The 24,986-nt window shown below is 60.8% G+C and carries 23 protein-coding genes; 13 read left to right on the top strand and 10 right to left on the bottom strand.

From position 1 onward, the window contains the following. Positions 1–8: 8 nt before the first annotated feature. Positions 9–701 carry an aspartate/glutamate racemase family protein gene (locus tag ACJ8MK_RS10940; protein WP_033653701.1) on the top strand — a complete coding sequence of 231 codons (693 nt, stop codon included), beginning with the start codon at positions 9–11 and terminating at the stop codon, positions 699–701. On the opposite strand, the gene ACJ8MK_RS10935 is transcribed toward ACJ8MK_RS10940, so the two are convergent. Continuing rightward, positions 698–1,945, bottom strand: a complete 1,248-nt coding sequence (locus ACJ8MK_RS10935) for an ion channel protein (RefSeq protein ID WP_033648113.1) — start codon at positions 1,943–1,945, stop codon at positions 698–700. The two genes, ACJ8MK_RS10940 and ACJ8MK_RS10935, sit on opposite strands and share 4 nt — an antisense overlap. A 310-nt stretch (positions 1,946–2,255) precedes the next feature. On the opposite strand from ACJ8MK_RS10935, the gene glk reads away from it, so the two are divergent. Then, positions 2,256–3,218: a glucokinase gene (glk, locus tag ACJ8MK_RS10930; RefSeq protein WP_033653702.1), complete on the top strand. Its 963-nt coding sequence runs from the start codon at positions 2,256–2,258 to the stop codon at positions 3,216–3,218. A gap of 71 nt (positions 3,219–3,289) precedes the next feature. Here glk and ACJ8MK_RS10925 read toward each other — a convergent pair whose 3' ends face one another. Further along, the gene (locus ACJ8MK_RS10925) at positions 3,290–4,519 is read right to left on the bottom strand and encodes an L-lactate MFS transporter (protein ID WP_440482218.1); all 1,230 of its coding nucleotides are present in this window, start codon (positions 4,517–4,519) and stop codon (positions 3,290–3,292) included. Between the two features lie 397 nt (positions 4,520–4,916). Here ACJ8MK_RS10925 and ACJ8MK_RS10920 point away from each other — a divergent pair, with 397 nt between their 5' ends. Beyond that, positions 4,917–5,249, top strand: coding sequence for a DUF2502 domain-containing protein (locus ACJ8MK_RS10920; RefSeq protein WP_103799104.1), 333 nt, complete (start codon positions 4,917–4,919; stop codon positions 5,247–5,249). Positions 5,250–5,253: 4 nt separating this feature from the next. On the opposite strand, the gene ACJ8MK_RS10915 is transcribed toward ACJ8MK_RS10920, so the two are convergent. From ACJ8MK_RS10915 to ACJ8MK_RS10905, 3 genes are all read right to left on the bottom strand, one after another. Then, on the bottom strand, positions 5,254–5,988 hold the full coding sequence (locus ACJ8MK_RS10915; RefSeq protein WP_033653705.1) for a LytR/AlgR family response regulator transcription factor: 735 nt from the start codon (positions 5,986–5,988) through the stop codon (positions 5,254–5,256). Beyond that, complete coding sequence (locus ACJ8MK_RS10910) at positions 5,985–7,676, bottom strand: sensor histidine kinase (RefSeq protein ID WP_033635418.1); 1,692 nt, start codon at positions 7,674–7,676, stop codon at positions 5,985–5,987. The genes ACJ8MK_RS10915 and ACJ8MK_RS10910 overlap by 4 nt, the downstream gene beginning before the upstream one ends. A 99-nt stretch (positions 7,677–7,775) precedes the next feature. Further along, positions 7,776–9,020 (bottom strand): DUF1479 domain-containing protein, encoded by a 1,245-nt coding sequence (locus ACJ8MK_RS10905; protein ID WP_442517741.1) that lies wholly within the window; start codon positions 9,018–9,020, stop codon positions 7,776–7,778. A gap of 168 nt (positions 9,021–9,188) precedes the next feature. Between ACJ8MK_RS10905 and ACJ8MK_RS10900 the strand changes: the two genes are divergently transcribed. The 3 genes from ACJ8MK_RS10900 (at position 9,189) to ACJ8MK_RS10890 (ending at position 11,712) form a co-directional block, all read left to right on the top strand. Next, on the top strand, positions 9,189–9,728 hold the full coding sequence (locus ACJ8MK_RS10900; RefSeq protein ID WP_442517740.1) for a GNAT family N-acetyltransferase: 540 nt from the start codon (positions 9,189–9,191) through the stop codon (positions 9,726–9,728). Positions 9,729–9,847: 119 nt separating this feature from the next. After that, positions 9,848–11,077 (top strand): alanine transaminase, encoded by a 1,230-nt coding sequence (alaC, locus tag ACJ8MK_RS10895; RefSeq protein ID WP_033648107.1) that lies wholly within the window; start codon positions 9,848–9,850, stop codon positions 11,075–11,077. Between the two features lie 110 nt (positions 11,078–11,187). Next, positions 11,188–11,712 carry a cytochrome b gene (locus ACJ8MK_RS10890; RefSeq protein ID WP_033648106.1) on the top strand — a complete coding sequence of 175 codons (525 nt, stop codon included), beginning with the start codon at positions 11,188–11,190 and terminating at the stop codon, positions 11,710–11,712. A gap of 55 nt (positions 11,713–11,767) precedes the next feature. On the opposite strand, the gene ypdK is transcribed toward ACJ8MK_RS10890, so the two are convergent. Continuing rightward, positions 11,768–11,842 carry a membrane protein YpdK gene (gene ypdK, locus ACJ8MK_RS10885; RefSeq protein ID WP_099782600.1) on the bottom strand — a complete coding sequence of 25 codons (75 nt, stop codon included), beginning with the start codon at positions 11,840–11,842 and terminating at the stop codon, positions 11,768–11,770. A 557-nt stretch (positions 11,843–12,399) separates the two neighbouring features. Then, entirely contained in the window at positions 12,400–12,837 is a 438-nt protein-coding gene (locus ACJ8MK_RS10880) for a hypothetical protein (RefSeq protein ID WP_442517739.1), read from the bottom strand. A gap of 581 nt (positions 12,838–13,418) precedes the next feature. Between ACJ8MK_RS10880 and pgaA the strand changes: the two genes are divergently transcribed. The 4 genes from pgaA to pgaD are packed head-to-tail and all read left to right on the top strand — an operon-like array spanning position 13,419 to position 19,660. Then, positions 13,419–15,875, top strand: a complete 2,457-nt coding sequence (pgaA, locus tag ACJ8MK_RS10875) for a poly-beta-1,6 N-acetyl-D-glucosamine export porin PgaA (RefSeq protein WP_442517738.1) — start codon at positions 13,419–13,421, stop codon at positions 15,873–15,875. A gap of 10 nt (positions 15,876–15,885) precedes the next feature. Next, positions 15,886–17,892, top strand: coding sequence for a poly-beta-1,6-N-acetyl-D-glucosamine N-deacetylase PgaB (gene pgaB, locus ACJ8MK_RS10870; RefSeq protein WP_442517737.1), 2,007 nt, complete (start codon positions 15,886–15,888; stop codon positions 17,890–17,892). Next, complete coding sequence (pgaC, locus tag ACJ8MK_RS10865; protein ID WP_041036130.1) at positions 17,889–19,223, top strand: poly-beta-1,6-N-acetyl-D-glucosamine synthase; 1,335 nt, start codon at positions 17,889–17,891, stop codon at positions 19,221–19,223. Before pgaB ends, pgaC begins: the two co-directional genes overlap by 4 nt. Then, on the top strand, positions 19,220–19,660 hold the full coding sequence (gene pgaD, locus ACJ8MK_RS10860) for a poly-beta-1,6-N-acetyl-D-glucosamine biosynthesis protein PgaD (protein WP_015378639.1): 441 nt from the start codon (positions 19,220–19,222) through the stop codon (positions 19,658–19,660). The genes pgaC and pgaD overlap by 4 nt, the downstream gene beginning before the upstream one ends. Here the strand turns inward: pgaD and ACJ8MK_RS10855 are convergent. After that, a complete protein-coding gene (locus ACJ8MK_RS10855; RefSeq protein WP_049233972.1) occupies positions 19,657–20,112 on the bottom strand; it encodes a DUF805 domain-containing protein in 456 nt (151 codons plus the stop codon). The genes pgaD and ACJ8MK_RS10855 overlap by 4 nt on opposite strands. A 279-nt stretch (positions 20,113–20,391) precedes the next feature. On the opposite strand from ACJ8MK_RS10855, the gene mltB reads away from it, so the two are divergent. Further along, positions 20,392–21,480, top strand: a complete 1,089-nt coding sequence (gene mltB, locus ACJ8MK_RS10850) for a lytic murein transglycosylase B (RefSeq protein WP_041036128.1) — start codon at positions 20,392–20,394, stop codon at positions 21,478–21,480. A 56-nt stretch (positions 21,481–21,536) separates the two neighbouring features. On the opposite strand, the gene ACJ8MK_RS10845 is transcribed toward mltB, so the two are convergent. After that, complete coding sequence (locus tag ACJ8MK_RS10845; protein WP_033648100.1) at positions 21,537–22,688, bottom strand: porin; 1,152 nt, start codon at positions 22,686–22,688, stop codon at positions 21,537–21,539. A gap of 397 nt (positions 22,689–23,085) precedes the next feature. On the opposite strand from ACJ8MK_RS10845, the gene ACJ8MK_RS10840 reads away from it, so the two are divergent. Beyond that, positions 23,086–23,376 (top strand): hypothetical protein, encoded by a 291-nt coding sequence (locus tag ACJ8MK_RS10840; RefSeq protein WP_015378635.1) that lies wholly within the window; start codon positions 23,086–23,088, stop codon positions 23,374–23,376. Between the two features lie 213 nt (positions 23,377–23,589). Continuing rightward, positions 23,590–23,892 (top strand): hypothetical protein, encoded by a 303-nt coding sequence (locus ACJ8MK_RS10835; RefSeq protein WP_041036126.1) that lies wholly within the window; start codon positions 23,590–23,592, stop codon positions 23,890–23,892. A gap of 11 nt (positions 23,893–23,903) precedes the next feature. Here ACJ8MK_RS10835 and dsdC read toward each other — a convergent pair whose 3' ends face one another. Beyond that, positions 23,904–24,833, bottom strand: coding sequence for a DNA-binding transcriptional regulator DsdC (gene dsdC / locus ACJ8MK_RS10830; protein WP_039564894.1), 930 nt, complete (start codon positions 24,831–24,833; stop codon positions 23,904–23,906). Positions 24,834–24,986 lie beyond the last annotated feature (153 nt).

Below are 24,986 nucleotides of genomic sequence, written 5' to 3'. Positions count from 1 at the left end.
AAAGAAAAATGAAAGTGTTGGGCTTGCTGGGTGGCATGAGCTGGGAATCCACCATTCCGTATTACCGCACCATCAACGAGCAGGTAAAGGCGCGCCTCGGCGGGCTGCATTCGGCCAAAATCGTGCTCTACAGCGTCGATTTTCAGGAGATCGAGCGATTGCAGCATCAGGGCGATTGGGACGGCGCCGGCCGATTGCTGGCCGCCGCCGCGGTGGCGTTGCGCGCCGCCGGCGCCGAAGCCATCGTGATCTGCACCAACACCATGCACAAGGTGGCGGAGGCGGTCGAGCAGGCCAGCGGCCTGCCGCTGATCCACATCGCCGACGCCACGGCGCTGCAGGTGCGGGAAAAAAACATTCGCCGCGTCGGGCTGCTGGGCACGCGCTTTACCATGGAGCAGACCTTCTACCGTGGCCGCCTGCAGGAATTGCACGGTATTGAGGTGGTGACGCCGGTCAGCGCCGATCGCGACATCGTACACCGCATCATCTATGACGAACTGTGCCTCGGTAAAATTCGCGACGCCTCGCGCGACGAGTATCGCCGGATCATCAGCGATCTGGAGCAGCAGGGCGCGCAGGGGATTATTTTCGGCTGCACCGAGATAGGGTTGTTGGTGAGCGAGCAGGATGCCTCGGTGCCGGTGTTCGACACCACCGCGATCCACGCCCGTGCCGCCGCGGCGTTCGCGCTGGCCTAATCGTCGTGCGGCGGTTGCCGGCGGTTCACCAGCATCAGCGGTTTGCCCGCCAGCGCCAGCCAGGCGGGCAGCATCACGATGCACAAGACCGGCAGCAGGTGCAGATCCGGCACCACCGCCACCGCCATGAACAGGCTGAGCCAGCCGTCGCGCGTCACCACCAGCACCAGCCCCATGATGGCGCAGGAGACGGTGATCGCCGCCGGCACCGCCGGAACGTGCTGGTGCAGCATCAGCCCCAGCGCCACGCCGACGAACACCGCCGGGAAGATGCGCCCGCCGCGAAAGCCGCTGGCGGCGGCGATCACCAGCGCCGCCAGCTTGGTCAGGGTAATGGCCAACAGCGCCGGCACCGAATAGCCGTCGTCTTGCGCGAGGCGCTTCATTTCATCCAGCCCTTTGAACAGGGTAATCTCTCCGCCCACCAGCGCCAGCAGGCCCAGCACAAAACCCCCCAGCCCTAACATCAACACCGGATTCTTCATCGAATGGAACAGGCGGTGAACGTGCGGGAAGCACCACAGCGCCACCATGCCGAGCGCGATGGCGATCAGCGCCACGATGGCGCCGCTGAAGATGTCCGGCAGCCGCGTCACGTCGTAGGCGTCGAGCTGCAGGGCGAAATTGGGCACGAAGAACATCTGGGTGGTGACCGCGCCGGCGGCGGCGGCCACCAGCGGGGCGAACAGGCGATCCCACAGCGGCGTTTCGTTATTGCCCGCCAGGGTTTGCGAGAAGATCAGCGCGGCGGCGACCGGCGTGCCGAACATCGCGCCGATGGTGCCCGCGGCCGCCAGGATGATCCAGTCCATGCGCGGCACCTTCGGCAGCAGGCGTGCACCGGCGGCCGCTACCAGCGCGATATTGATGGCGGTGATCGGGTTCTCCGGCCCCAGGCTGACGCCGCCGGCCAGGCCGACGATCAGCGCCAACCCCAGCCCCGGCAGGGCGGAGAGCGGCAGCGGCATGCCGATCAGCGATTCCGTCGCCGGGTCCGGCCCGGCGTGGCCCGGCATATAGCGCACGATAAGGCCCACCGCCACGCCGGTCAGCGTCAGCATCGCGACCGGCCACCAGGGCGACTGGGCATCCAGGCTCAGCGCATCGGGCAGCGTCACCCACAGTAATTGCTGCAGCGCGGCGGCGACTTTCATCACCAGCAGCAGCACCAGACTGGAAGCGGAACCGATAATCAGCGCAGGCAAAGCAAAGGCCAACATGGCATTGGCGCGCGGATGCAGCATGGGTAATCCCTTGTCGATGCCTCCCTACAGGGCAGGGAGAGCGGGTGGTTGGGCTGTGGCCACAGCTTGCCAGACTATCGGCGCGCAGGCACGCATTGATATTGCCCGGCGGCGATGACGGTTAACAGTCGCCTGGGGGCGTTTTTTGCCGCAATTTGTTTCAAGGCGCGGCGTCGCGGGCAAGCTGAAACGTTTTTTGTGATCCGGATCGCTATTGGGGTGCAGATCCGGGGCGGGTGATTGTTGTTTTCGCAGCAGGATTTTACAGTGTGGGCAGCTTTTTATTTTTCATTTTGCGGAGACGAAATCAATGACCTATGCCCTCGTGGGTGATGTTGGCGGCACCAATGCCCGCCTGGCGTTGTGCACTGTTGCGACGGGTGAAATTACCCAGGCGAAAACCTATTCCGGCCTGGAGTTCGACAGCCTGGAGGCGGTGATCCGCCAATACCTGAAAGCGTGCGATATCGAGGTGCAGGACGCCTGTATCGCGATCGCCTGCCCGGTGACCGAAGACTGGGTGGCGATGACCAACCACAGCTGGGCGTTCTCGATCAAAGAAATGAAGGCCAGCCTGGGGCTGAGCCACCTGGAAGTGATCAACGATTTCACCGCCGTCTCGATGGCGATCCCGATGCTTTCGCCGGATGACGTGCTGCAGTTTGGCGGCGGCGATGCGCAGCCGGGCAAACCGATCGCGGTGTACGGCGCCGGCACAGGGCTGGGCGTCGCCCACCTGGTGCACGTCGATCGCCGCTGGGTCAGCCTGCCGGGCGAGGGCGGCCATGTCGATTTCGCGCCGAACAGCGAAGAAGAGGACATCATTCTGGAGGTGCTGCGCGGTGAAGTGGGGCACGTTTCCGCCGAGCGCGTGCTATCCGGGCCGGGTCTGGTCAATCTGTATCGCGCCATCGTCAAGGCGGACAACCGCCTGCCGGAAAAATGGGAGCCGAAGGACATCACCGAGCGGGCGCTGGCCGACAGCTGCATCGATTGCCGCCGCGCGCTGTCGCTGTTTTGCGTGATCATGGGGCGCTTCGGCGGCAACCTGGCGCTGAATCTGGGCACCTTTGGCGGCGTGTACATCGCCGGCGGCATCGTGCCGCGCTTTATGGAATTCTTCAAGGCCTCGGGCTTCCGCGCCGCCTTCGAAGACAAAGGGCGTTTCCGTGACTATGTGCGCGACATCCCGGTGTTCATGATAACGCACGGCCAGCCGGGCCTGCTGGGTGCCGGCGCGCATCTGCGCCAGACGCTGGGCATGCAGCTGTAAGCCCAGAGATGAAGTAATAAAAAAAGGGGGCGCAACCCGCAGGTTGCGCCCCTTGTCGTTTTCGCGGGGGATCAGGCTTTGGCCAATTCCGCCGTCTGGGCGGTTTCTGCCGTTTCCGCTTCCACCGCTTTCGGCGCTTTGATGAACAGCGTAATCAGCAGGGAGGCGGCGGACAGGACGCCAATCACCATGAAGGTGGCGTGGAAGCCGCCGAAGTATTTGGCGACGAACGAACCGGCCAGCGCGCCCAGGCCGAAGCCCTGGTAGATGATGCCGTAGTTTTTGCTGTGGTTTTTCAGGCCGAAGAAGTCGCCGACAATTGCCGGGAACACGGTGATGTTGCCGCCGAAGCAGAAGGCCACCGCGCCGACGCAGATGAAGAACAGCGTGTGGTTCAGGGGCATGAAGCTCAGCGCGACAATCGCCAGCACGGTAACCAGCATGGTGAAGCTGATGACGCGCATGCGGCCCACTTTATCGGACAGCGTACCCAGGATGATGCGGCCGGCGGTGTTGAAGATGGCGACGGCGGACACGGTGTTGGCGGCGGTGGCCAAATCCATCCCGGCCAGTTGAACGCCCATGTCTTTCACGATGCCGATGAGGTACAGACCGCTCATGCAGGCCGCGAAGAAGATGGTGAACAGCAGGTAGGCTTCTTTGGTGGCCAGCATCTGGCGCACGCTGAAGTCGTTGCCCAGACCGTTGGCGCCTTGCTGCGCGGCGTTGGTCGCCAGCACCGGCTCTTTCAGCAGCAGGGAACCGACGACGATCAGACCCATCACGATGGCACCCCAGTAGAAGAAGGCGCCGGAAACGCCGACGTCGGCGATCAGGGCGGCGTTGACGTATTTGAACAACAGGCTGCCGCTGCCGAATGCGCCGACGGAGATGCCGGAAATCAGGCCTTTATTGGCCGGGAACCACTTAATCAGGTTGGACAGGGTGGAGATGTAGGCGATACCGACCGCAAAGCCCACCACCACGCCGGCCAGCAGGTAGATCATGTCGAGCGAGCTGACGTGGGCGCTGGCGATCAGGCCCAGGCCGACCAGAATGCCGGAACACAGCGTCAGGTTGCGGATGCCGAAGCGCTCTTGCAGCTTGCCGGCGAACAGCGTGGCGAAGGCCAGGAAGAAGCTGGTGATGGAGAAGGTGGTGGCGACGTCCGCCAGCCCCCAGTGGAACTTGTCGACCAGCGGCTGATTGAACAGGCTCCAGGTGTAGATGGTGCCCAGGCCCATCTGACAGATGATGGTGCCGAGAACGATTAAGCTGCGATTTGCCGGTTTGGTGTTCATGGCCGGTCTCCTTCCTGTGTGTGCGTTGCCGGGCGTGAGCCGCTGGCTGAAATTTGCGGGGTGAAGCTGTGTTCCCGCGGTATGGGCTTATTATATGGCCGGCCCCCCCGGCGGGCGGCGGATCGGGAATGAGTTGCACGGCGGAAGGAATGAAATGCATGTTATGCGGCGTGAGTTGCCGTTTTTGCGCCGAAAAGCGCGTGAAATGCCGTGGGTGACACGTGATCTACATCAAAGATATCAACGATTTATTGTTAACTGCCGGTGAACGATTGTGGTGAGATTGTGAAGGATGCGTCTGAAAGGCGTAAATCGGCATTGCGCCTATAGAGCGGCGATGAGCGCGGGACTATGTTATCTGCGATCGGACGAGGTCCGCTCTGCAGGAGTCCATGAAATGAAAAAAACGCTGTTGTTACTGGCCGCGCTGCTGGCGCTGCCGCTGGCGAGCCAGGCCGACGTGTCCATCGGTGTGAACGTGCCGGGCCTGTCGTTGCATATCGGCGATCGCGATAATCGCGGCCACTACTGGGACGGCTATCGCTGGCGCGATCCGCGCTGGTGGGCCGATCACCACCGGCATGAACGCCCGCGCGGGTACTACTATGGCCCGCCGCCACGGGTGATTTACTACGGGCCGCCGCGGCGCGACTGGCGAGATCGGCCGCATTACCGCATGCCGCCACCGCCGCCGCCCGGCTATTACTACCGTCCGGGCCCACGCTGGTAAGCGCTTACAGGCGCATCAGCTGGCGAAACTCTTTCACCTTGCTGCGGCTGACCGGCACTTCAAACTCAAGATCGCTTAGCCGCAGAATGTAGGTATTGTTGAACCAGGGCACGATCTCGCGGATCTTCGCCAGGTTAACGCAGTAAGAGCGATGGCAGCGGAAGAAATGCGCTTCCGGCAGCCGGCCGTAAAACTCGGTGATGTTCATCGGCATCACGAACTCTTCACGGCGGGTATAGACCCGCGTCACCTTTTCATCGGCGGCGGCGTAGTAGATGTCGTTGATGTCGGTAACGATGATCCGCTCGTCTTTGATCAGGTTGATGCTGTGGCTGCCGCGGCTCGGCGCGCTGGCCGGTTCCGCCCCACCGGCGGGGCGCTGGTGCAGCGCCTCCAGCTTTTGCAGCATGGTGACGATGCGCGCCTCGTGATAGGGCTTGAGGATGTAGTCGAACGCCTCGATCTCGAACGCTTCCACCGCGTGCTCTTTATAGGCGGTGATGAACACGATCGACGGGCGATGCGCGAACTTGCTGATGTTTTGCGCCAGCAGCACGCCGTCCAGCGACGGGATATTGATGTCGAGGAAAATGGCGTCGACCTGGTGGGTTTGCAGGTATTTCAGGACGTCGAGGCCGTCCTCGAAGCTGGCGACGATATCGATATTGCTGTGTTTCTTGATCAGGTAGCTGAGTTCTTCCTGCGCGAGGAATTCGTCTTCCACGATGATGGCTTTCATGAGGCCTCCCCGACCGGCGGCGCGCTCGGTTCCTGATGCAGCTTGCCGCCGTTTTTGCTGATGTAGAACGCGATTTCGGTGCCCGGCTCCAGGCGGCGGATATGCAGCCCTTCACCGTACAGCAGCGACACGCGGTGGTGCACGTTGAGCAGGCCGATATTGTGGCCCGGCATCTCGTTGCGCGCCACCCGGTCGATGGTTTCCTGATTGATGCCGTGGCCGGTATCCTTCACCGAAATCTTCACCCGATCGCCCTGATCTTTCACCGCGATCACCACCACCCCTTTACCCTTGCAGGGCTGGATGCCGTGCACGATGGCGTTTTCCACCAGCGGCTGGATCAGCAGGCTGGGAATGCGCACCGAGACATCGTCGTCGATGTCGTAAATCACCGTCAGCTTGGCGCCGAAGCGCGCCTGTTCGATGGCGATATAGTCCTGAATCTGATGCAGCTCCTTGCGGATATCGATCAGTTCGTCGTTCAGCTCCAGGTTGTAGCGCAGGTAGCGCGACAGATTGATGATCAGCTGGCGCGCGGTGTCCGGATTCAGGCGGATAGAGGAAGAGATGGCGTTCAGCGCGTTGAACAGGAAGTGCGGGTTGATCTTGCTCTGCAGCGCGCGCATTTCGGCTTTGTCCGCCATCTGGCGCAGATGCTCGATGCGGGAAACCTCGATCTGCGTGGAGATGATCTGCGACAGCCCGACCGCCATCACCTTCAGCGTGTTGGTGATCTGGTGGGCGTGGCAGTAGTAAATTTTCAGCGCGCCGGTCACTTCGCCTTTTTCCCACAGCGGCACCACCAGCTGCGAATGGATCTGCGGCGCGGCCGGGTTTTCCAGGTTGTTCTTGATGATGATTTTGCCGTGGCGAATGCTTTCGCGGGTGACGCGGCTCAGCCCTTCGCGGCCGATCGGGTAGGCTTCGCGCCCTACGCCGACGTAGGCCAGCACCTGATGGGTATCGGTGATCGCCACCGCGTCGGCGCGGATGTCCTGGCGGATGATATCGCAGATGGTGGCCAGCGATTCGCTGTTGATGTTGCGGAAATAGGGCAGCGTCTTGTGGGCGATATCCAGCGCCAGCTTGGCCTGGCGCGCGGCGATCACCTCTTTTTCATCCTCGACGCTCTGCACCAGCAGCACGATCAGGCCGATGCACACCGTGCCGAGGATCATCGGCAGGGCAATCTGCGACACGATGTCCAACCCAAGCTCGGTCGGCTTGGCCCACAGCACGATCAGCAGCATGGTGAGGGATTCGCACAGCATGCCGCCGACGATGCCGGCGCGCCAGCGCTGCTCTTTTTTCACCTTGAGGTTGATGTAGCCGGCGCTGATGCCGGCGATGATGCTGGTGATAAGGCAAGGCACCGAGGTGATGCCGCCGATGTCGATCAGATAGCGATGCACCCCGGCGACGATGCCGGTGACGATCCCCACCCAGGGGCCGAACAGGATGCCGCCGGCCATGATGGCGATGACGCGCACGTTGACCAGCGACCCTTCGACGTTGATGCCGGAGTAGGTGCTGAACAGCGCGAACAGCGAGAAGATCGCCGTGACGATGCCGAGCTCGAGCGGCGTATGGTCTTCTTTTTGCAGCAGTTGGCGGAACAGCCGGGTGCGGGTCAGGAAAAACAGACAGATCAACATCAGCGCGGCGCGATCAAACACCGCCAACAGCATTTCAAAAAAAGGGTGCACGACGGGTTCTCGCTGCGGCCTACGGATGGCGGCAGTATACCACAGCGAAAGGGGCCCGTGGCGCGCGCCACGGGCGGGGGATCAGCCCATGCCGAGCTGCGCTTTGCCCAGCGGCGTCAGCAGGTCGGCGGTGGCGCGGCCGTCGAAATCCACCTCGAAGTCGTCGGGGGCGAAGTCCGGCGGCGTTCTGCCGTCGATAAAGCTCGGCAGCTGGCGCTGCAGATAGGCGTCGTTTTTCTCGCAGCCCGGCGCGGCGGCGATGTACATCACGTTGCTGTCGAACTCACCGTTATGCTCGTTCTCCACCGCGTGGATCACGTCGCAGTGCCAAAATACCGTGTCGCCCGGCTCCAGATCGGGAATAGGGGAAATCCCACTTAATAAAAGGGGATGCCATTTTTCCGAGATCGACAGCGCGCGGCCCGGCGCCGCATCGCACAAATCGTCGTCTGCGACGTCGTCCTGCAGCGCGCGCAGCAGCACATAGGCCATGGCATTGGCGATCGGCACCAGGTTCAGCGTGCCGGCATTGGTGCGCTGCGGCGTCAGCGCCGTCCAACCCTGGAAGGTGCGGAACATCGAACAGACCGCTGGCGAGGCTATCTCGCGCACCTCGGTGCGGCCGTCGGCGGCGAAGGGATCGTACTGCTGCCAGTCGCCGGAGAAAACGTGGCGATACACATAGCGGAAGTTTTCGTCCAGCCAGCGCTCGATGGTGCCGCTGTCGACGTGCGGCGACAGACCCAGCGACGAGGAGTTCGGCGGGCGGCGGCGGGTACGATCGGCATAGGTGGCGACGCGGGTCGGATCGAAATGCTGTTTGCCGTGGCTCTCGGTGGCCCATAGGCTGTTGAGGAACACCTGCACCGCATGCATGCGCGCATCCTGCCGCGCCTCGACCTGCGGTTTCGACCAATAGATGCCGTAGATCTGCGGTTTGCTGGCGGCCAGCTTGCCGAAATAGTTGTCTTCGGCGGCGTTTTTCAACCGCTCGACGAAGTTGTTGCGCTCGAGGTAGTCGCCGATTTCCCGGTTCCAGCCCTCGGCCTTGGCGCGGGGAAACACGCCGCGAATGGCGCAGGCGCCGCGCTGTTTGATCAGCGCTATCTGCTGCTCGCTGACGCGCTGCTGCAGGATATCTTCCGCGTCGATCTGCGGCACCGGATTGTGGCCGGCGGCCAGCTCGCGCCGGATCTGTTCGACCTGGCCGCGGATGTTCTCTTCCAGCGCCAGAAATACGTCGCGGTAGTTCGGCAATGCCTGGCGCAGCTGGCGTTTGACGTTAACAATCGCCTGCGGAATATCGTCGATGACTAAAGAGGCCATGGTGTTCTCCTCGTGCCGCGTGAGTGACTGCGGCGAGCGGTTGTAGGGAATCGGGCAAGACGTTATGGTTTTGTGGTTTTAACGTGAATGATTATCGGCAACCAATCGGGGAAAATAAAGAGATATCTTTCATTCGTAAGTTCCTCTTTTTCGTTTTTCGGAGATTTTATGAAGCTGGTCACTGAACGTCTGCACTTACAGTCGATAACCGCCGAGGATTGGCCGCTGTTTTTGCGCCTGTACCAAGATCCCGAGGTGATCCGTTACACCTCCGATCCGCGCAGCGAAGCGGAGATCCGCGCCCGGTTCGAGGAGCGGTTGCCGGCCTGGGACAAACACGGTGAGCAGTGGCTGTGCCTGGTGATGCGTGAGAAGCACAGCGGGGAGGCGGTGGGCGTTACCGGCTTTCGCCCGCAGTGGGTGCCGTATCGGCAGGCGGAAGTGGGATACGGGAGTTTGCCTTCCGGCCAGGGCAAGGGCTATGGCAAGGAGTCGCTGCGGGCGGTGCTGGATTTTGCGGTGAACGCCTGCGGCTTTCACAAGCTGACCGCCACCGTGACCGCGGGCAACCTCGCTTCGCGCGGCCTGCTGGAGTCGTGCGGTTTTCAGCTTGAAGGCACGCTGCGCGACAACTACCGTCTGGCGGGGCAGTGGTGCGACGACTGGCTGTTTGGGCTGCTGGCGGCGGAGTTTCAGGGCGGCAAATAAAAATATCGCGCCGGGTATCGACAAGCTCGTCGGCGCTGCGCTATGTTCGATATTCGGTCAGTTCGCTGGCCAGCGTCGCTCGGACGGTCCGGGCGCTAACGTCTATCGAGGAATCCCCTATGGCTGATAACAGTCCACAGCGCCGTTTTACGCGCATTGAACGTCTTCCCCCTTACGTATTCAACATCACTGCCGAACTGAAGATGGCCGCGCGCCGTCGCGGCGAGGATATTATCGACTTCAGCATGGGTAACCCCGACGGCCCGACGCCGCCGCACATCGTGGAAAAACTGTGCGCCGTCGCCCAGCGCGACGACACCCACGGTTATTCCACCTCGCGCGGCATTCCGCGCCTGCGTCGCGCCATTTCGCGCTGGTATGCCGACCGTTATCAGGTGGATATCGATCCGGAAAGCGAAGCCATCGTCACCATCGGTTCGAAAGAGGGGCTGGCGCACCTGATGCTGGCGACCCTCGATCACGGCGATACCGTGCTGGTGCCGAACCCCAGCTACCCGATCCACATTTACGGCGCGGTGATCGCCGGCGCCCAGGTGCGTTCGGTGCCGCTGGTGGACGGCGTGGATTTCTTCGGTGAGCTGGAGCGCGCCATTCGGGAAACCATTCCGCGCCCGAAAATGATGATCCTCGGCTTCCCGTCCAACCCGACCGCGCAGTGCGTGGAGCTGGATTTCTTCGAGCGGGTGGTGGCGCTGGCCAAGCAGTACAACGTGCTGGTGATCCACGATCTGGCCTATGCCGATATCGTCTATGACGGCTGGCAAGCGCCGTCGATCATGCAGGTGCCGGGAGCGAAAGACATTGCGGTGGAGTTCTTCACCCTGTCGAAAAGCTACAACATGGCCGGCTGGCGCATCGGTTTCATGGTCGGCAACCCCGAGCTGGTCAGCGCGCTGGCGCGCATCAAGAGCTATCACGACTACGGCACCTTTACGCCGCTGCAGGTGGCGGCCATCGCCGCGCTGGAGGGCGATCAGCAGTGCGTGCGCGATATCGCCGAGCAGTATCGGCAGCGCCGCAACGTGCTGGTGAAGGGGCTGCACGAGGCCGGCTGGATGGTGGAAAATCCGAAGGCGTCGATGTACGTGTGGGCGAAAATTCCCGAGCCTTATGCCCACCTCGGTTCGCTGGAGTTCGCCAAACGCCTGCTGGCGGAAGCCAAGGTCTGCGTCTCGCCGGGCATCGGCTTCGGTGACTACGGCGATACCCACGTGCGCTTCGCGCTGATCGAGAACCAGGACCGTATCCGCCAGGCGGTGCGCGGCATCAAGGCGATGTTCCGCGCGGACGGGCTGTTGAAGCCGGGCAAGGCGGGCAGCGCCAAATAATCCTGTCAGGCCGGGCGTTCGTCCGGCCTTATTTTTTCCGTCCCAAGGTTTTCTTCATTATTTCCCCATTATGCTCGACTACGCTGAGTTTTATTTTTTGGATTGAGTGTATGAGCAACCGCTACGCGCGATCGCAAATCGTTTTACATTGGCTGACGCTGCTGCTGGTGATCCTCACCTATTCGGCGATGTTGCTGAAGGATTCGATGCCGGAGGCGTGGGGGCCGGTGGTCAAAAATCTGCACTTTAATTTCGGGGTATCGGTCTTTGCCCTGATGCTGATTCGGTTGGCGGTGCGCGCTTTCCGCGCTGCGCCGCCGATCACGCCCCCGCTGGAGGAATGGCAGGAAGTGGGCGCCAAGATCTTCCATTGGCTGCTGTACGTGGTCTTCCTGATGTTGCCGCTGCTGGGCATGTTAACCCTGGCCTACGGCGGCAAATCGTGGTCTTTGCTGGGCTGGCCGGTGCCGCAGTGGATGACGCCGGATCCGGTGATGCGCCGGCTGGTCAAAACGGTGCATGAGACGCTGGCAAACGTTGGCTACTTTATCATTGGCGCGCATGCGCTGGCGGCGCTGTATCATCACTATCTGCGCAAGGACGACACCCTGCGCCGCATGATGCCGGGCAAATGATCGCTAGCCGAAACGCCAAAGGGACGCTTGCGCGTCCCTTTGGCTGTGTTCCCGGTCAGGCAACCATCAACATGAAGGTGCCAACCCAGGCAACCAGCATGAATGACACGCCCATCAAAAAATATTTCACTGAACAACTCCTGTCTGGAGTCCTCGCCAGCAATGATCCCGATTGTTGTGCTGAGTATTTTATGGGCAACCTGCTTGTCGGGCGGATTCTTCCAAGCGAAAGAACAACGTCCTCGAGCGCGGGTTGTCCGGTTGTCGCGCCTCATGCTCCGTGAGGTAAAATCCGAACCGCGACAGGATCGGCGCTAATGTACTCTCAATACTGGTCTGATTTCAATACTGTGTTTTTGATCACAATTTTTGGCTGTTTTTTGCACAGTGAGGGCTGTTTTATAACGCTTTTTATGGGCAAGCGCCAGGAAGTAGCCCGCCGCAGCGGGCTATAAAATCGAGGTATTGCAATGCGGCGGCAGGCGCTCAGGCGACGGCGTTGATGCCGGTCGCCAAAATGACCCAAAAAACGAGACAAGACAGCAGAATAACGGCCCAAATATGACGGCGACTCCACTCCATTTTTAGCCTTCGTTGTTGCGACAAGTGATTAGGTAGCGATCATATCGGCGCAAAACGGGGAAAATTTAGCCCCGTTGGATAATATTTCGCTTACCTGCCGCTAACCTATTGGCAAACTTCGCTTATTGTCACGTGCACTTCGTAGCCCAGCAGATACAGCGCCTGCTCCAACGCCTCAACCTTCGAGGCGTAGCCGATATCCAGCAACCGCTCCATTTGCCCGCCGTTGAATCCCAGCTTGCGCGCCAGCGCCGCTTTGCCGGTGTTTTTGCGCAGCATGGCGTTGTGCAGCTCGACCTTCAGCGCCACCAGCGCTGGCAGATGTACTCTCAGATCATCGGTTTGCACAGGGGAAGGGGCGGGCAGGGGCAGCCCTTCGTCCATCGCGGCGGCGATGGCGGCCAGCAGGCTTTCCTGCGCTTCCAGCTCGATGTCTTCGCGTTTATAGCAGGCAGATTGCCACTCGGGGAAGTCGTGAAAACCGATCTGCCAGGCGTCGCTGTCGCGATCGAAGGTGTAATGGGCGGGGTAGTGGCTGTACATGGCAATCCCTGATTGAGGCCTGAATGAGGCGCTATTGTGACGGCATGCCCGGGAGATAGCCAGCATGAACCCAGCCGTGGGGGAATTTAAATTGAAAGTAATAATTATTAGCAGGCAAATTTAATTTCCTTGTGAGCAATATTCTTATTATTTTTTCCGGGAAGAAAGATTATTTAATTAGGTGTTTGGATTAATATCCCTGTTGATGGGTGATAATGAGAATTAAAATCAAATATCACGCCGGTTTTTATACAATTTCACACGGAAGGGTGAAAATAAGAATATTGATCATGATAAAAGTTCATGTGTTTGATTTGTTGTGGTTTAATTTTTATTATTTCACTTATTAACAATTGTGAAATTCCAGTTTCAGGCAGATATCACCTGGCTGCGGTATTCACCGGCAGCTTTATAAAATACTCTTTTTAGGCAAAGGCGCATTCGATTCTCTTTATGTCTGCGCCAGACAGAAATATTCATTACTCCATGCTTATTACCCGACGGCTCTAGCCGACTTTTCGGGTGCCTGCTCGCATTTGCACTCTGCCAGGACAGCAGCTCACGGATTAAAGGAATACCTCGTGCCTAAAGTTAACTCGCGTTCATTACGCTTTACCGAACGCCACGTCACCAAATATGCGGCGTCATTGCTGTTTATCGGTTTATCCCTGCCGGCCGCCGCGCTGGCGGATGAGCGCTATGACGCGCTGATTCGTCAGGCCAGATCGGGCGATACCGCGCCGGTGCTGGCGTATTTATCGCAGCGGCGCGCTCGGGAGGGGTTGAGCCTGCAGCAGCGAGCCGATTATATCCAGGTGGCCGGTTGGGCCGGCCATGACGAAGAGGTGGTCGCACTCTGGCGTGCCGACGGCGCCGCGCTGCAGCGGGATAGCGCCAGCCTGGCGACGGCGGCCCGCGCCTACCGCAATCTTAAGCAGTGGCAACCATCGCTGCGCCTGTGGCGGGCGGCGTTGCAGCTCGATCCCGCCGACGGCGGCCTGCAGCGTGGCTACGTGATGACGCTGGCGGATGCCGGGCGGGATGCGCAGGCGCAAACGGAAGCGGCCAAAGCGGAGAAGTTACTGGAACCGGCGACGTGGTATCTGACGCGCGCCTATGTGGATCAGGCCGCCGGCCGCAGCTGGGCGGCGTTGGAAAACGTGACCCGCGCCCGTGCGCTGGCGCCGTCCGACGCCGGCATTCAGGCTTATTACGTGACGCTGCTGGCGGCGAACCGGGTCGCGGATCCGGCGCTGCGTGCAAGCCAGGGGCTGGCATTGCCGCCCGCGCAGCAGCGGCGCCTGCAGGTGGATGAAGCCGCCGAACTGGTGCGGCTGTCGTTTATCGATGCTCGTGGCGAACAGGAACGCTTCGTCATCGCCGACCGCGCGCTGGCGCGCTATGACCAACTGCTGACGCAGTGGCGGCCGCTGCCGGAGGCGCAGGACAGCTACCAGCAGGCGCGTATCGATCGCCTGGGCGCGCTGCTGGCGCGTTATCGCATGGCCGATGTGGTGAGCGAGTATCAAACCTTGCAGGCGGAAGGGCGCACGGTGCCGGATTATGCCCAGCGCTGGGCGGCGTCCGCCTACCTCTACCTGCAGCAGCCGGACAAGGCGCAGGCCATTTTCAGCCGCCTGAACGCCGCCGCGCCGCAGGCGGTGACCGCCGAAGACGAAACCGATCTGTTTTACGCGCAGGCGGAGGACGAACGCATCGATCGGGCGGCGTTGCTGGCGCAGCGCGTCAGCCAGCGCTATCCCTACGCGACCCGCCTGTACCAGCTGCCGACGCTGGCCTACAACGATGACTGGCTGGTCGGCCAATCGCTGCTGGCGCAGTCACGGGTTTATCAACGCGATCTGGCCGAGGCCGAACGGCAGTTGACCCATTTGGCGCGCACGGCGCCGGGCAATCAGGGGCTGCGCATCTCATTGGCCAGCGTTTATTTGGCGCGCGGCTGGCCGCGCCGCGCCGAGGACGAGTTGAAGCAGGTGGAAGGGCTGGAGCCGCGCAGCCTGCCGTTGGAGATCCAGCAGGGCTATGTCGCGCAGGAATTGCAGGAGTGGCGGCAGCTGGATTTGCTGGCCGACGACGTCATCCAGCGCGCGCCGGAAAGCGTCGCCGCTCAGCAGCTCGAGCGTTCGCGCCGCATTCACCACATGTCTGAACTGCGCATCAGCGGCAATCAGGGCATCGATTCCGACGGGCCGGTCAGCGGCAGCCACGATTTCGGCATTCACGCCGCGCTCTATTCACCGCCGATCGACGACAACTGGCGGCTGTTCACCGGCTGGGGATTCAACACCGGCCAGTTCGACGAGGGCAAGGGCATCAACCGCGATCTCAGCGCCGGCGCCGAGTGGCGCTCGCGCGATCTGTGGCTGGAAGCCGAGGTGGCCAACCGCAACTACGGCCACGGCAATGAGCTCGGCCTGCGCCTTTCATCCTGGTATGACCTGAATGATCAATGGCGCCTCGGCGGTTCGGTGGCGCGCCTGTCGGCCGAGACGCCGCTGCGCGCGTTGACCAACGGCATCAGCGCCAACGGCGGCAACCTGTGGCTGCGTTGGCAGCAGAACGAAAGCCGCGAGCTGCGCGCCAGCGTGGCGCCTTCGCACTTCTCGGACGGCAACAACCGGCTGGAATACGGCCTGGAAGGGCGGCAACGGCTGCTCGCCGGCGCCCGTTATCGGCTGGACATGAACCTGACGCTGTCCGGCAGCCGCAACAGCCAGGAGAACGTGCCGTATTACAACCCGAAGCGCGACTTCACGCTGCTGCCGTCGTTAACGCTCGATCACACCCTGTATCGCCATTATCAGACCGAGTGGAGCCAGCAGTTCCAGGCCGGCGCCGGCAGCTATTGGCAGCGGGACTATGCGCGCAAGCCGATCACCCAGCTGGGTTACGGCCAGCGCATCAGTTGGAACGGGGTGTTGGACGCCGGCGCGATGCTGCAGTTTGAGAAGCATCCTTACGACGGCAAGCGCGAGCGGAACATCGGCGTGACGTTTGATCTGAATTATCGTTTTTAAAGGAATAATCATGCTTATTCGATCTTCGCTTTTCGTGTTGGCCGCGTTGCTGACCACCGCCTGCAGCCAGGCGGACGTGCCGCGCTTCACGCCGCCGGCGGAGCGGCCCGTGGGGCCGATGGAACGCCCGTGGCCGGCCAACCGTTACGCGGTGCTGGCGTATCACGACGTGGAAGACGGCGCGGCGGACCAGCGCTACATGTCGGTGCGCACCAGCGCGCTCAATGAACAGTTCGCCTGGCTGAAGCAAAACGGCTACCAGCCGGTGTCGGTCGAGCAGATCCTGCAGGCGCAAAACGGCGGCCCGGCGTTGCCGAACAAGGCGGTGCTGCTGACCTTCGACGACGGCTACCGCAGCTTCTACAGCCGGGTCTTCCCGCTGCTGAAGGCCTACAACTGGCCGGCGGTGCTGGCGCCGGTCGGCGTCTGGCTGGATGCGCCGGCCGACAAGCCGGTCGATTTCGGCGGCCTGATGACGCCGCGCGATCGCTTCCTCACCTGGCAGCAGGTGCGGGAAGTGTCGGACTCCGGGCTGGTGGAGATCGGCGCGCACACCTACGCGTCGCATTACGGCGGCATCGCCAACCCGCAGGGCAATACCGAACCGGCGATCGCCAATCGGCTGTACGACGCCAAACAGGGCCGCTACGAAAGCGAGGCGGAATATCGCCAACGCATCGAGAAGGACGTGGCGTTGATCACCCAGCGCATCACCGCCGCCACCGGTAAGGCGCCGCGCGTGTGGGTCTGGCCGTACGGCGCGGCCGGCGGCGTGGCGCTGGACATCGCGCGCAAGCACGGTTACCGCATGGCGCTGACGCTGGAGAACGGGCTGGGAGACGTCAACGCGCCTGAAAACGTGCCGCGCATGCTGGTGGCCGGCAATCCGTCGCTGACGAGCTTCGCCCAGCAGCTGACGCAGATACAGAACCGGCAGATCATGCGGGTGGCGCACGTCGATCTCGACTACCTTTACGATCCCGATCCGCAGCAGCAGGCCAAAAACCTCGACAAGCTGATCCAGCGCATCTACGACCTGCGCATCAATACCGTTTTCCTGCAGGCGTTCGCCGATCCAAAAGGCGACGGCAACGTGCGCGAGCTCTATTTCCCCAACCGCTGGCTGCCGATGAAGGCCGACCTGTTCAACCGGGTCTCCTGGCAGCTCTCTTCGCGCACCGGCGTGGCCGTGTATGCCTGGATGCCGGTGTTGGCGTTCGAGCTGGGATCTGACGTGCCGCGCGTACAGCGCCTCGATCCGCAAAACGGGCAGCTGTCGGTAGACGACAAGCAGTACCGCCGCCTGTCGCCGTTCAGCCCGGTGGCGCGCCAGCGCATCGGTGAGATCTACGAGGATCTGGCGGCTCACGCCACCTTCAAAGGGATCCTGTTCCACGACGATGCCCTGCTGTCGGACTTCGAAGACGCCGGCCCCGACGCCGCTGCGGCCTACCGCCAGGCCGGCTTCGCCGATTCGGTGGCGGCGATACGCCAGGATCCGCAGGCGATGGCGCGCTGGACGCGCTTCAAGAGCCGGGCGCTGATCGAATTTACCCAGTCGCTGACCGAGCGGGTGCGGGCGATCCGCGGCCCGCAGGTGCAAACCGCGCGCAACATCTATGCGATGCCGGTGCTCGATCCCGCCAGCGAAGCCTGGTTCGGCCAGAATCTGGCGGATTTCCTGCAGGCCTACGACTGGGTGGCGCCGATGGCGATGCCGCTGATGGAAAACGTGCCGCGCGCCGACAGCGGCCGCTGGCTGGATCAACTGGTGGGCAAAGTGGCCGCTTACCCCGGCGCGCTCGATAAAACGGTGTTTGAGTTGCAGGCCGTCGACTGGCGCAAGGAGCGCCGGATCAGCCTGGATGACGGTCAACTGCTGGCCGAATGGATGCGTCGCCTGCAGCGCAATGGCGCTCAGAGCTTTGGTTATTACCCCGACAACTTCCTCGACGATCGGCCTAAGCTGGATGCCGTTCGCCCGGTGTTGTCCTCAGCCTGGTTCCCACTGCCATGACCGATCGTTTAATTGCCTTATTCATCCTGTGTCTGGTGTTGAGCGTGCCTTTCGGCATCGTCCTGCTGTTTACCGGCGAAGTGCTGCTCAACTTTGTGTTCTTCTGGCCGCTGTTCATGTCCGGTATCTGGATCGCCGGCGGCATCTATTTCTGGCTGCACCGCGAGCGCCACTGGCGCTGGAGCCCGGACATGCCCGCGCCGGCGCTGCCGGGCAACCCGTCGATCAGCGTGCTGATCCCCTGTTTCAACGAAGGGTTGAACGCGCGTGAAACCATTTCGGCGGCGATGGCGCAGCGCTATGAAAATATCGAAGTGATCGCCATCAACGACGGCTCCAGCGATGACACCGCCGAGGTGCTGGATCAGTTGACGCTGGAGTTCCCCCGGCTGCGGGTGATCCATCTGGCGCAAAATCAGGGCAAAGCGATCGCGCTGCAGGCGGGCGCGGCGGCGGCGCGCAGCGAGTATCTGGTGTGCATCGACGGCGATGCGCTGCTGGATCGCGATGCGGCGGCCTATTTGGTGGCGCCGCTGTTGGCCAATCCGCACGTCGGCGCGGTGACCGGCAACCCGCGCATCCGCACGCGCTCCACGCTGATCGGCCGCATCCAGGTCGGTGAGTTTTCATCGATCATCGGCCTTATCAAGCGCACGCAGCGCGTTTATGGCCGCCTGTTCACCATCTCCGGCGTGGTGGCCGCGTTTCGTAAGCAAGCGCTTACCGATGTCGGTTACTGGAGCCAGGACATGATCACCGAAGACATCGACATCAGCTGGAAACTGCAGCTCAAGCACTGGGCTATCTTCTTCGAACCGCGGGCGCTGTGCTGGATCCTGATGCCGGAGACCCTGCGCGGGCTGTGGAAGCAGCGCCTGCGCTGGGCGCAGGGCGGCGCCGAGGTGTTTTTAAAGAATCTGCGCAACCTGTGGGCCTGGGAGCACCGGCATATGTGGCTGCTGTTCGCCGAGTATTGCCTCTCCACGTTGTGGGCGTTCACTTACCTGGTCAGCGTGCTGATTTTCCTGGTCGGGCTGGCGGTGCCGCTGCCGGAGGGCATCCGCATTCACTCGTTGCTGACGCCGGCGTTTACCGGCCTGGTGCTGGGCGTGGTGTGCCTGCTGCAGTTCACCGTCAGCCTGCTGCTGGAGAAGCGCTATGAGAAGGGCTTCGGCCGCTCGCTGTTCTGGATCATCTGGTATCCGCTGGTGTATTGGCTGCTCAGCCTGCTGACCACGCTGGTGGCGTTTTCCAAAGTGATGTTGAAAGCTCGGCGCGGGCGTGCGCGCTGGATCAGCCCCGACCGGGGCATTGGGAGGATCAAAGAATGACGGACGTCCTGATTTATTCCGAACGCGGCCTGTTGCCGCGCGTGGTAGACAGCCTGCTGACGCTTTTCGCCTGGTGCGGCTTCCTTTATCTGTTCAGCCGCGGCCTGATGTCGGTGATGGATCAGCACGGGGTGGGCTCCGCCCTGTCGCTGCTGGAAGTGATCTCGCTGTACATCATTGTGGCGTTGTTCAATGCCGTCACGCTGATCGCCTGGGCCAAATACAACCAGTATTTCTCCCGCCGCAGGGCGGCCGACCGCTGGCGGAAACAGCAACAGAACACCCACATCGGCTATATCACGCCCGAGCTGACCCGGCAGCTGCGGCGTTTGCCGATCGCCGTGGTGTCCCATAACAGCGGCGGCGGCATCAGCCAGGTCAGCGGCAGGCTGACGGCGGCCGAACCGGCCGCGAACAAGGTGGTGCAGCTGCGTTAGTCGTCAGCGTTGCCGTCCGGCCTGCGGCGCAGCCCGCCCGGCGGCAACAGCAGAGCGCAGATCATGACGGCCAGGCTGAAAAGAGGCAGCCAGCGCGCCACCGGGCCGGGGGAGTAGTTGTTGAGCACCGAGCAAACATAGCACGCTGCGGCCAGCGCCCAGCCGGGCAGGCCGATATCGTTGAGCCGAAACGCGGTTTTGGCCATGAACCACGCCACCAGGCCGAAACAGAACAGTGCCCAGACCATAATGCACAGCAGATACAGCAGCACCGAGACGAATTCCTCGGTATCGCCGTGCGCATGGGCGCGAAAATGGTTTTTGTCCAGGTAGGTCGACAGAAACGACAGCAGCACGATGCCAACGGCGAAGATCGCCAGCGAGAAAATAAAGGGTTTGCGCGAGATGCGCCCACGGTACAGGTCTTTGGCGAGTTGTCCGAGAGATTCCATCACAGTCCATTGTCGTGATCATTGCGGCGATAGCCGGGTGGCAAGCAGCCGGGCATTTTATCGGGGTAAAAGGGGGCGTCAAGGTGATAATTTTTCTCATTTAGTCGCGGTTGAGATTCCGCGCGGCCGCGCCGGGCGTTCTCTCACCGTGCAAAACGTCACAATTTGGCACGTTTGGCTACCTGGCGTGGTAATTGGCGGCATAATCCTGTTTGTTCGCGTTGAACAATGCATTAACATAACTCCCACTTATCTCTTGCATGGCTATATGGATATCCGATGCGTCACCTGGTTGCGCTTTTACCGCTGATTACCTTGCTTGCTGCCTGTAGCAGCACGCCGAAACCCAGTACCACCGCTACGCCGCAGGGCACCCCGGTAAAGGGCGGCTTTTTGCTGAGCCCGGCGCACAGCGGCGCGCCGCTGGGTGGAGATTTCGCCAATAACCCGAATACCGCACGCTTTATCGATAAGATGGTGCGGGAACACGGCTTTGATCGACAGCAGCTGCACGACGTGCTGGCGCAGGCTCGGCGCCTGGATTCGGTGCTGCGGCTGATGGACAGGCAGGCGCCGAAACCGTCTACCCAGGGGCCTACCGGCCCGAACGGTTCCTGGCTGCGCTACCGCAACAAGTTCATCACGCCGGATAACGTGCAAAACGGCGTGGTGTTCTGGAATCAATATCAGGATGCGCTGCAGCGGGCCTGGCAGGTGTACGGCGTGCCGCCGGAGATCATCGTGGGGATTATCGGCGTGGAGACCCGCTGGGGCCGCGTAATGGGTAAAACCCGCATTATCGATGCGCTGGCGACGCTGGCCTTCAACTACCCGCGCCGCGCCGATTACTTCGCCGGCGAGCTGGAAACCTTCCTGCTGATGTCGCGCACCGAGGGCGACGATCCGCTCGAACTGCGCGGCTCCTTCGCCGGCGCGATGGGCTATGGGCAGTTCATGCCGTCTTCCTTCAAGAGCTATGCGGTCGACTTCAACGGCGATGGTCATATCAACCTGTGGGATCCGGTCGATGCCATCGGCAGCGTGGCCAATTACTTCAAGGCGCACGGTTGGTCTAAAGGCGAGCCGGTCGCGATTCAGGCCAACGGCCAGGCGCCGGGATTGGAAAACGGCTTCAAGACCCGCTACTCGGTCGCTGCGCTGGCGGAAGCCGGCCTAAGCCCGCAGGGTTCGCTCGGCAACAATCAGGAAGCCAGCCTGCTGCGGCTGGACGTCGGCACCGGCTACCAGTATTGGTACGGCCTGCCGAACTTCTACGTCATCACCCGCTATAACCACAGCACCCACTACGCCATGGCGGTATGGCAGCTGGGCGAAGCGGTAGGGCGCTCGGCGCGCGGCGGCTTCTGACGCTGCTTCAATAACGAAAAAGGCCGCTTGCGCGGCCTTTTTTACGTGCGGAACAATCAGAAATCGTAGCGCAGACGCACCACGGTCATATCGCCGAGGTTGTCGGTGCTCGATGTCAGCACGTGCTCTACGTCAACGCGGAAGCCGTAGTCAAACTGCACGGTAACCCCAAGGCCGTTGTCGATGCGCTGGTAGTTGCGGCCGGTGACGTATTCCAGGCGATCGCCCATAAAGTACGGCATTACCGATTTCACCGCGTACTGGCCCACCGGCACGGTATAACCGGCCAGGTATTCGATACCCCAGGCATCGCCGGCGAAGTAATTGTTGATGTCGGTTTTCTTGGTGGTCAGGAAGTCGTGGTAGTAACCGCCGCCGAAAGTCAGCGTCCAGTTGTCCGGTTTCCAGCTGAGGGCGGTGCCGACGATGTGCTGATCGTAGCTCTTGCTGCCGCTGGTGGACGGATTGCGCATTTCGGCGCGGGTGTAGTTCCAGGCGGTGCCCCAGGTCAGATCCTGCGTGATGTGGTAATCCACGCCCAGTGAGCCGCCGCCTTTGCGCTTATAGCGCAGGCCGTTGCCCGGCAGGTAGTCGCTGTCGCTGAACAGGTACGAGGCATAAACGTCCGCATCGCCGAAGCGGTTCTTGTACTTCAGCATTTTGCGTGAACGGTAAGAACCGTCGTAGTCGCCGTTGATGCCGTTGCCCGGCGCCTGGGCCAGCATGTCGTAGTCCCAGATATCGGTCTTGGCGCCCACCACGTCATAGTAAACGCTGTTCTGCTGGCCGAAGGTCATCTGGCCCCAGGTGTTGCTTTTCAGGCCGGTGTACAGCATGCGGCGGCTGGTGTTTCTCGCGCCGTCGGCATAGTGGTGATCCCAGTCGAACAGCGCCGGAATGTTCACGCCCAGCTCGTAGTAGCTGATCCAGCTGATATCGTCGAACAGGTAGTAGTCCGCCGCGAAACGGAAGCGGGTGCCGCCGTCGAAGCCGTTACGCTTGTAGGAGCCCTTGTCGCCGTCGCCCGTCATGTTGTTGAACTGTGGACGGATGCTGCCGCCAACGGTGAAGTTCAGGCGGCTGAGCGGATCGCCGGCCTGCGGATCCTGCTTCAGCAGGGTGATTTCCGCCTGAGCGGCGAACGACGCGCTGCCGATCGCCAGACCCAGCGCCACCGCTTGAGTCAATACGCGCAATTTGATTGCCATGTGTTATCCCTGTTTTATGTATGACCGCCCCATCAGCGCCGCCATGCCGATGTTTTGCGCAGAACGCTGCGTTTTCACGCATTTTGACGGTTTTTTTTGGTGTGTTAGCGGCGGGCGGCATTTGTAACATAAACAGTGACATAAAGAATTACTTTTCTTGCTAATTATCGACCGGTTTTTAACCATTTCGTGCGGTGAAAAGGGCCGTTGCGCATGTCTGGCGATTCGGATGAATTCATCTAACGCCAAGGTTTATATTTTTCATTTGTCAGTCACCGGCGCCAGCCTGTAATTTCAGCCGTGCAAGAGAGAATTAATTCGAGCCTTTCGCCGGCGTATTAACGTCAGCCTTTGTCTGCGTAATCGGCCGGCATGAATAAGCGATTGGGAGGTCGCCATGAGAAACCTGTTAATGTTGTTAGTGGGGCTGTTTTCACTGCCGGCGATGGCGGCGGAGTCGCACGTTTGCCATTCTCAAGCCTATGATTATGCAGAGGTTAGCAAGCTCAGGTTGTCTGACGATACCCTGTTTTCCTGCCGCGGCGTGGGGCGCCTGACGATCCCCGAATTAGCACGCAAAGGATGGAAGGTGATTCATTTGGCGCAGCAAACCGAATATACCGACTCCGTCGACAGCGATGGTGAGGTGATTAAGCTTTATCAGGAAATCGTGGTGTACAAAGAATAACGCGACGGTAGCCTGTTATTATTCTCGCGGCGGCGAGAACCCTATTATGAATGCGAGAATCGGAATCGACGGCAGGGCTGCCGCCGCGGCCAGCGCTTCACCTGGGATCGCGCCACGCTGTGCGCCTGTTTGCTGATCGCGCTGGTGTTAAGCGTGGTGAGTTGTTCTTATCTTATTTATTTTTATCGAAGGGTGGCACCAAAAATATAAATTATGGATGTTGATGTACAGAACTACCAAATAAGCTGCGAAAGCCAATTCATTATTCAGCTGCAAATATCCCGCTATGCCTGGGGCGTGCCGCTGATTACGCTCGGCGATAACGGTGATTTTACCGTGATACGAAGCCGAGGCTGGTCGAGGTTGGCTAATGGGATGCAATTGGAGGTTTATTATTTTGCCAATAACTCCCTGCTGGCCTGGGATAAAAACCGCAAATATATCTCTTATTCAAAGGCCGGCCGGCTCTACGCCTGCGCGCTGAATTTTTCTTATTCCCCTAAAATAATGCGCTAGCCCTCCGGCCATCAGACCAGAGGGGCGATTTTCATGATCCACTGCTTAAACGCGAGGATTTTCGGCCACTGCCGCTCGGAGATGGTCGAGGTAAAATAGCAGTGCTCGCAGGGCACGGTCATGTCGGTGAACGGAATGATCAGCTCGCCGCTTTTGATCCAGTCCTGCACCAGATTGAGCCGCCCCATGGCGACGCCAAGGTGCCGCGTGGCGGCCAGCACCGCGAGATCGGAACGGTCGAACTCCATGCTTTTGCTGTCGGTATCCAGCCCCAGCGCAAAGTGTTGCGACCAGGTTTGCCACTCGTCTTCGCCGGAGTTGTAGCGATCGTGCAGCAGCGTGCAGTGGGCCAAATTTTCCGGCGCATCGTACAGGCTATGTGCGGCGGCGTACTGCGGCGTACAGATCGGCACCATCGATTCCTGCATAAAGGCCTCGTCCAGATGCCGCCCCGAGGGCAGTTTGCCGAAGTACATCGCCAAGTCCACGCCGCGGTTGGCCAGGTTGATGATCTCTTGCCCGGTCAGAATGTTGAGGTGAATGGTGGGGTGCTGGGCGATAAAGTCGCCGATGCGCGGCAGCAACAGGCATTGCACCAGAGACGGATGAGAGTAGAGGGTCAGGGTGCCCGTCAGCTCGCGATTCTTGATGTCCAGAATTTCCTGATTCAGCGTGTTGAAGGAGCTGTCCAGCGCCCATTGCATGCGCTCGCCCTCCGGCGTCAGGGTAATTCTGCGATGAAAGCGCTGGAATAGCAGAAAACCCAACTCCTTTTCGAGCAAATTAATGCGGTGGCTTACGGCGCTGGGGGTGATCGACAATTCTTGCGCCGCCAGCGCAAAAGATAAATGACGGGCGACGCATTCGAAAGTATGCAGCCGGGAAAATTGATAGCTGGTCAGCGGGGTGGCCCGCTGTGAATGTTTTTTAGTGGGGAACATGCTATTTCTCCGTGCGCGCAATACAGCGATCTTAACATTTAATGGAGAGGAGGATAAACCCAGGTTGACGAATGGAGTCGAATTTTAACCTGATGGTTTTAATGATGTTGAGGGTAAGACGATTTATTGCACCAAGACCGTAAATAACCGCCG

This window comes from Serratia sp. CY38905, from assembly GCF_052168875.1.
Lineage (GTDB): Bacteria > Pseudomonadota > Gammaproteobacteria > Enterobacterales > Enterobacteriaceae > Serratia > Serratia sarumanii.
This window is presented reverse-complemented; position numbering and strand designations above follow the sequence as displayed.

Bases quoted from the DNA above. Each gene is read 5' to 3' on its own strand.
- ACJ8MK_RS10940 (WP_033653701.1), top strand. From the start codon at position 9: ATGAAAGTGTTGGGCTTGCTGGGTGGCATGAGCTGGGAATCCACCATT.
- ACJ8MK_RS10935 (WP_033648113.1), bottom strand. From the start codon at position 1,945: ATGCTGCATCCGCGCGCCAATGCCATGTTGGCCTTTGCTTTGCCTGCG.
- glk (WP_033653702.1), top strand. From the start codon at position 2,256: ATGACCTATGCCCTCGTGGGTGATGTTGGCGGCACCAATGCCCGCCTG.
- ACJ8MK_RS10925 (WP_440482218.1), bottom strand. From the start codon at position 4,519: ATGAACACCAAACCGGCAAATCGCAGCTTAATCGTTCTCGGCACCATC.
- ACJ8MK_RS10920 (WP_103799104.1), top strand. From the start codon at position 4,917: ATGAAAAAAACGCTGTTGTTACTGGCCGCGCTGCTGGCGCTGCCGCTG.
- ACJ8MK_RS10915 (WP_033653705.1), bottom strand. From the start codon at position 5,988: ATGAAAGCCATCATCGTGGAAGACGAATTCCTCGCGCAGGAAGAACTC.
- ACJ8MK_RS10910 (WP_033635418.1), bottom strand. From the start codon at position 7,676: ATGCTGTTGGCGGTGTTTGATCGCGCCGCGCTGATGTTGATCTGTCTG.
- ACJ8MK_RS10905 (WP_442517741.1), bottom strand. From the start codon at position 9,020: ATGGCCTCTTTAGTCATCGACGATATTCCGCAGGCGATTGTTAACGTC.
- ACJ8MK_RS10900 (WP_442517740.1), top strand. From the start codon at position 9,189: ATGAAGCTGGTCACTGAACGTCTGCACTTACAGTCGATAACCGCCGAG.
- alaC (WP_033648107.1), top strand. From the start codon at position 9,848: ATGGCTGATAACAGTCCACAGCGCCGTTTTACGCGCATTGAACGTCTT.
- ACJ8MK_RS10890 (WP_033648106.1), top strand. From the start codon at position 11,188: ATGAGCAACCGCTACGCGCGATCGCAAATCGTTTTACATTGGCTGACG.
- ACJ8MK_RS10880 (WP_442517739.1), bottom strand. From the start codon at position 12,837: ATGTACAGCCACTACCCCGCCCATTACACCTTCGATCGCGACAGCGAC.
- pgaB (WP_442517737.1), top strand. From the start codon at position 15,886: ATGCTTATTCGATCTTCGCTTTTCGTGTTGGCCGCGTTGCTGACCACC.
- pgaC (WP_041036130.1), top strand. From the start codon at position 17,889: ATGACCGATCGTTTAATTGCCTTATTCATCCTGTGTCTGGTGTTGAGC.
- pgaD (WP_015378639.1), top strand. From the start codon at position 19,220: ATGACGGACGTCCTGATTTATTCCGAACGCGGCCTGTTGCCGCGCGTG.
- ACJ8MK_RS10855 (WP_049233972.1), bottom strand. From the start codon at position 20,112: ATGGAATCTCTCGGACAACTCGCCAAAGACCTGTACCGTGGGCGCATC.
- mltB (WP_041036128.1), top strand. From the start codon at position 20,392: ATGCGTCACCTGGTTGCGCTTTTACCGCTGATTACCTTGCTTGCTGCC.
- ACJ8MK_RS10845 (WP_033648100.1), bottom strand. From the start codon at position 22,688: ATGGCAATCAAATTGCGCGTATTGACTCAAGCGGTGGCGCTGGGTCTG.
- ACJ8MK_RS10840 (WP_015378635.1), top strand. From the start codon at position 23,086: ATGAGAAACCTGTTAATGTTGTTAGTGGGGCTGTTTTCACTGCCGGCG.
- ACJ8MK_RS10835 (WP_041036126.1), top strand. From the start codon at position 23,590: ATGGATGTTGATGTACAGAACTACCAAATAAGCTGCGAAAGCCAATTC.
- dsdC (WP_039564894.1), bottom strand. From the start codon at position 24,833: ATGTTCCCCACTAAAAAACATTCACAGCGGGCCACCCCGCTGACCAGC.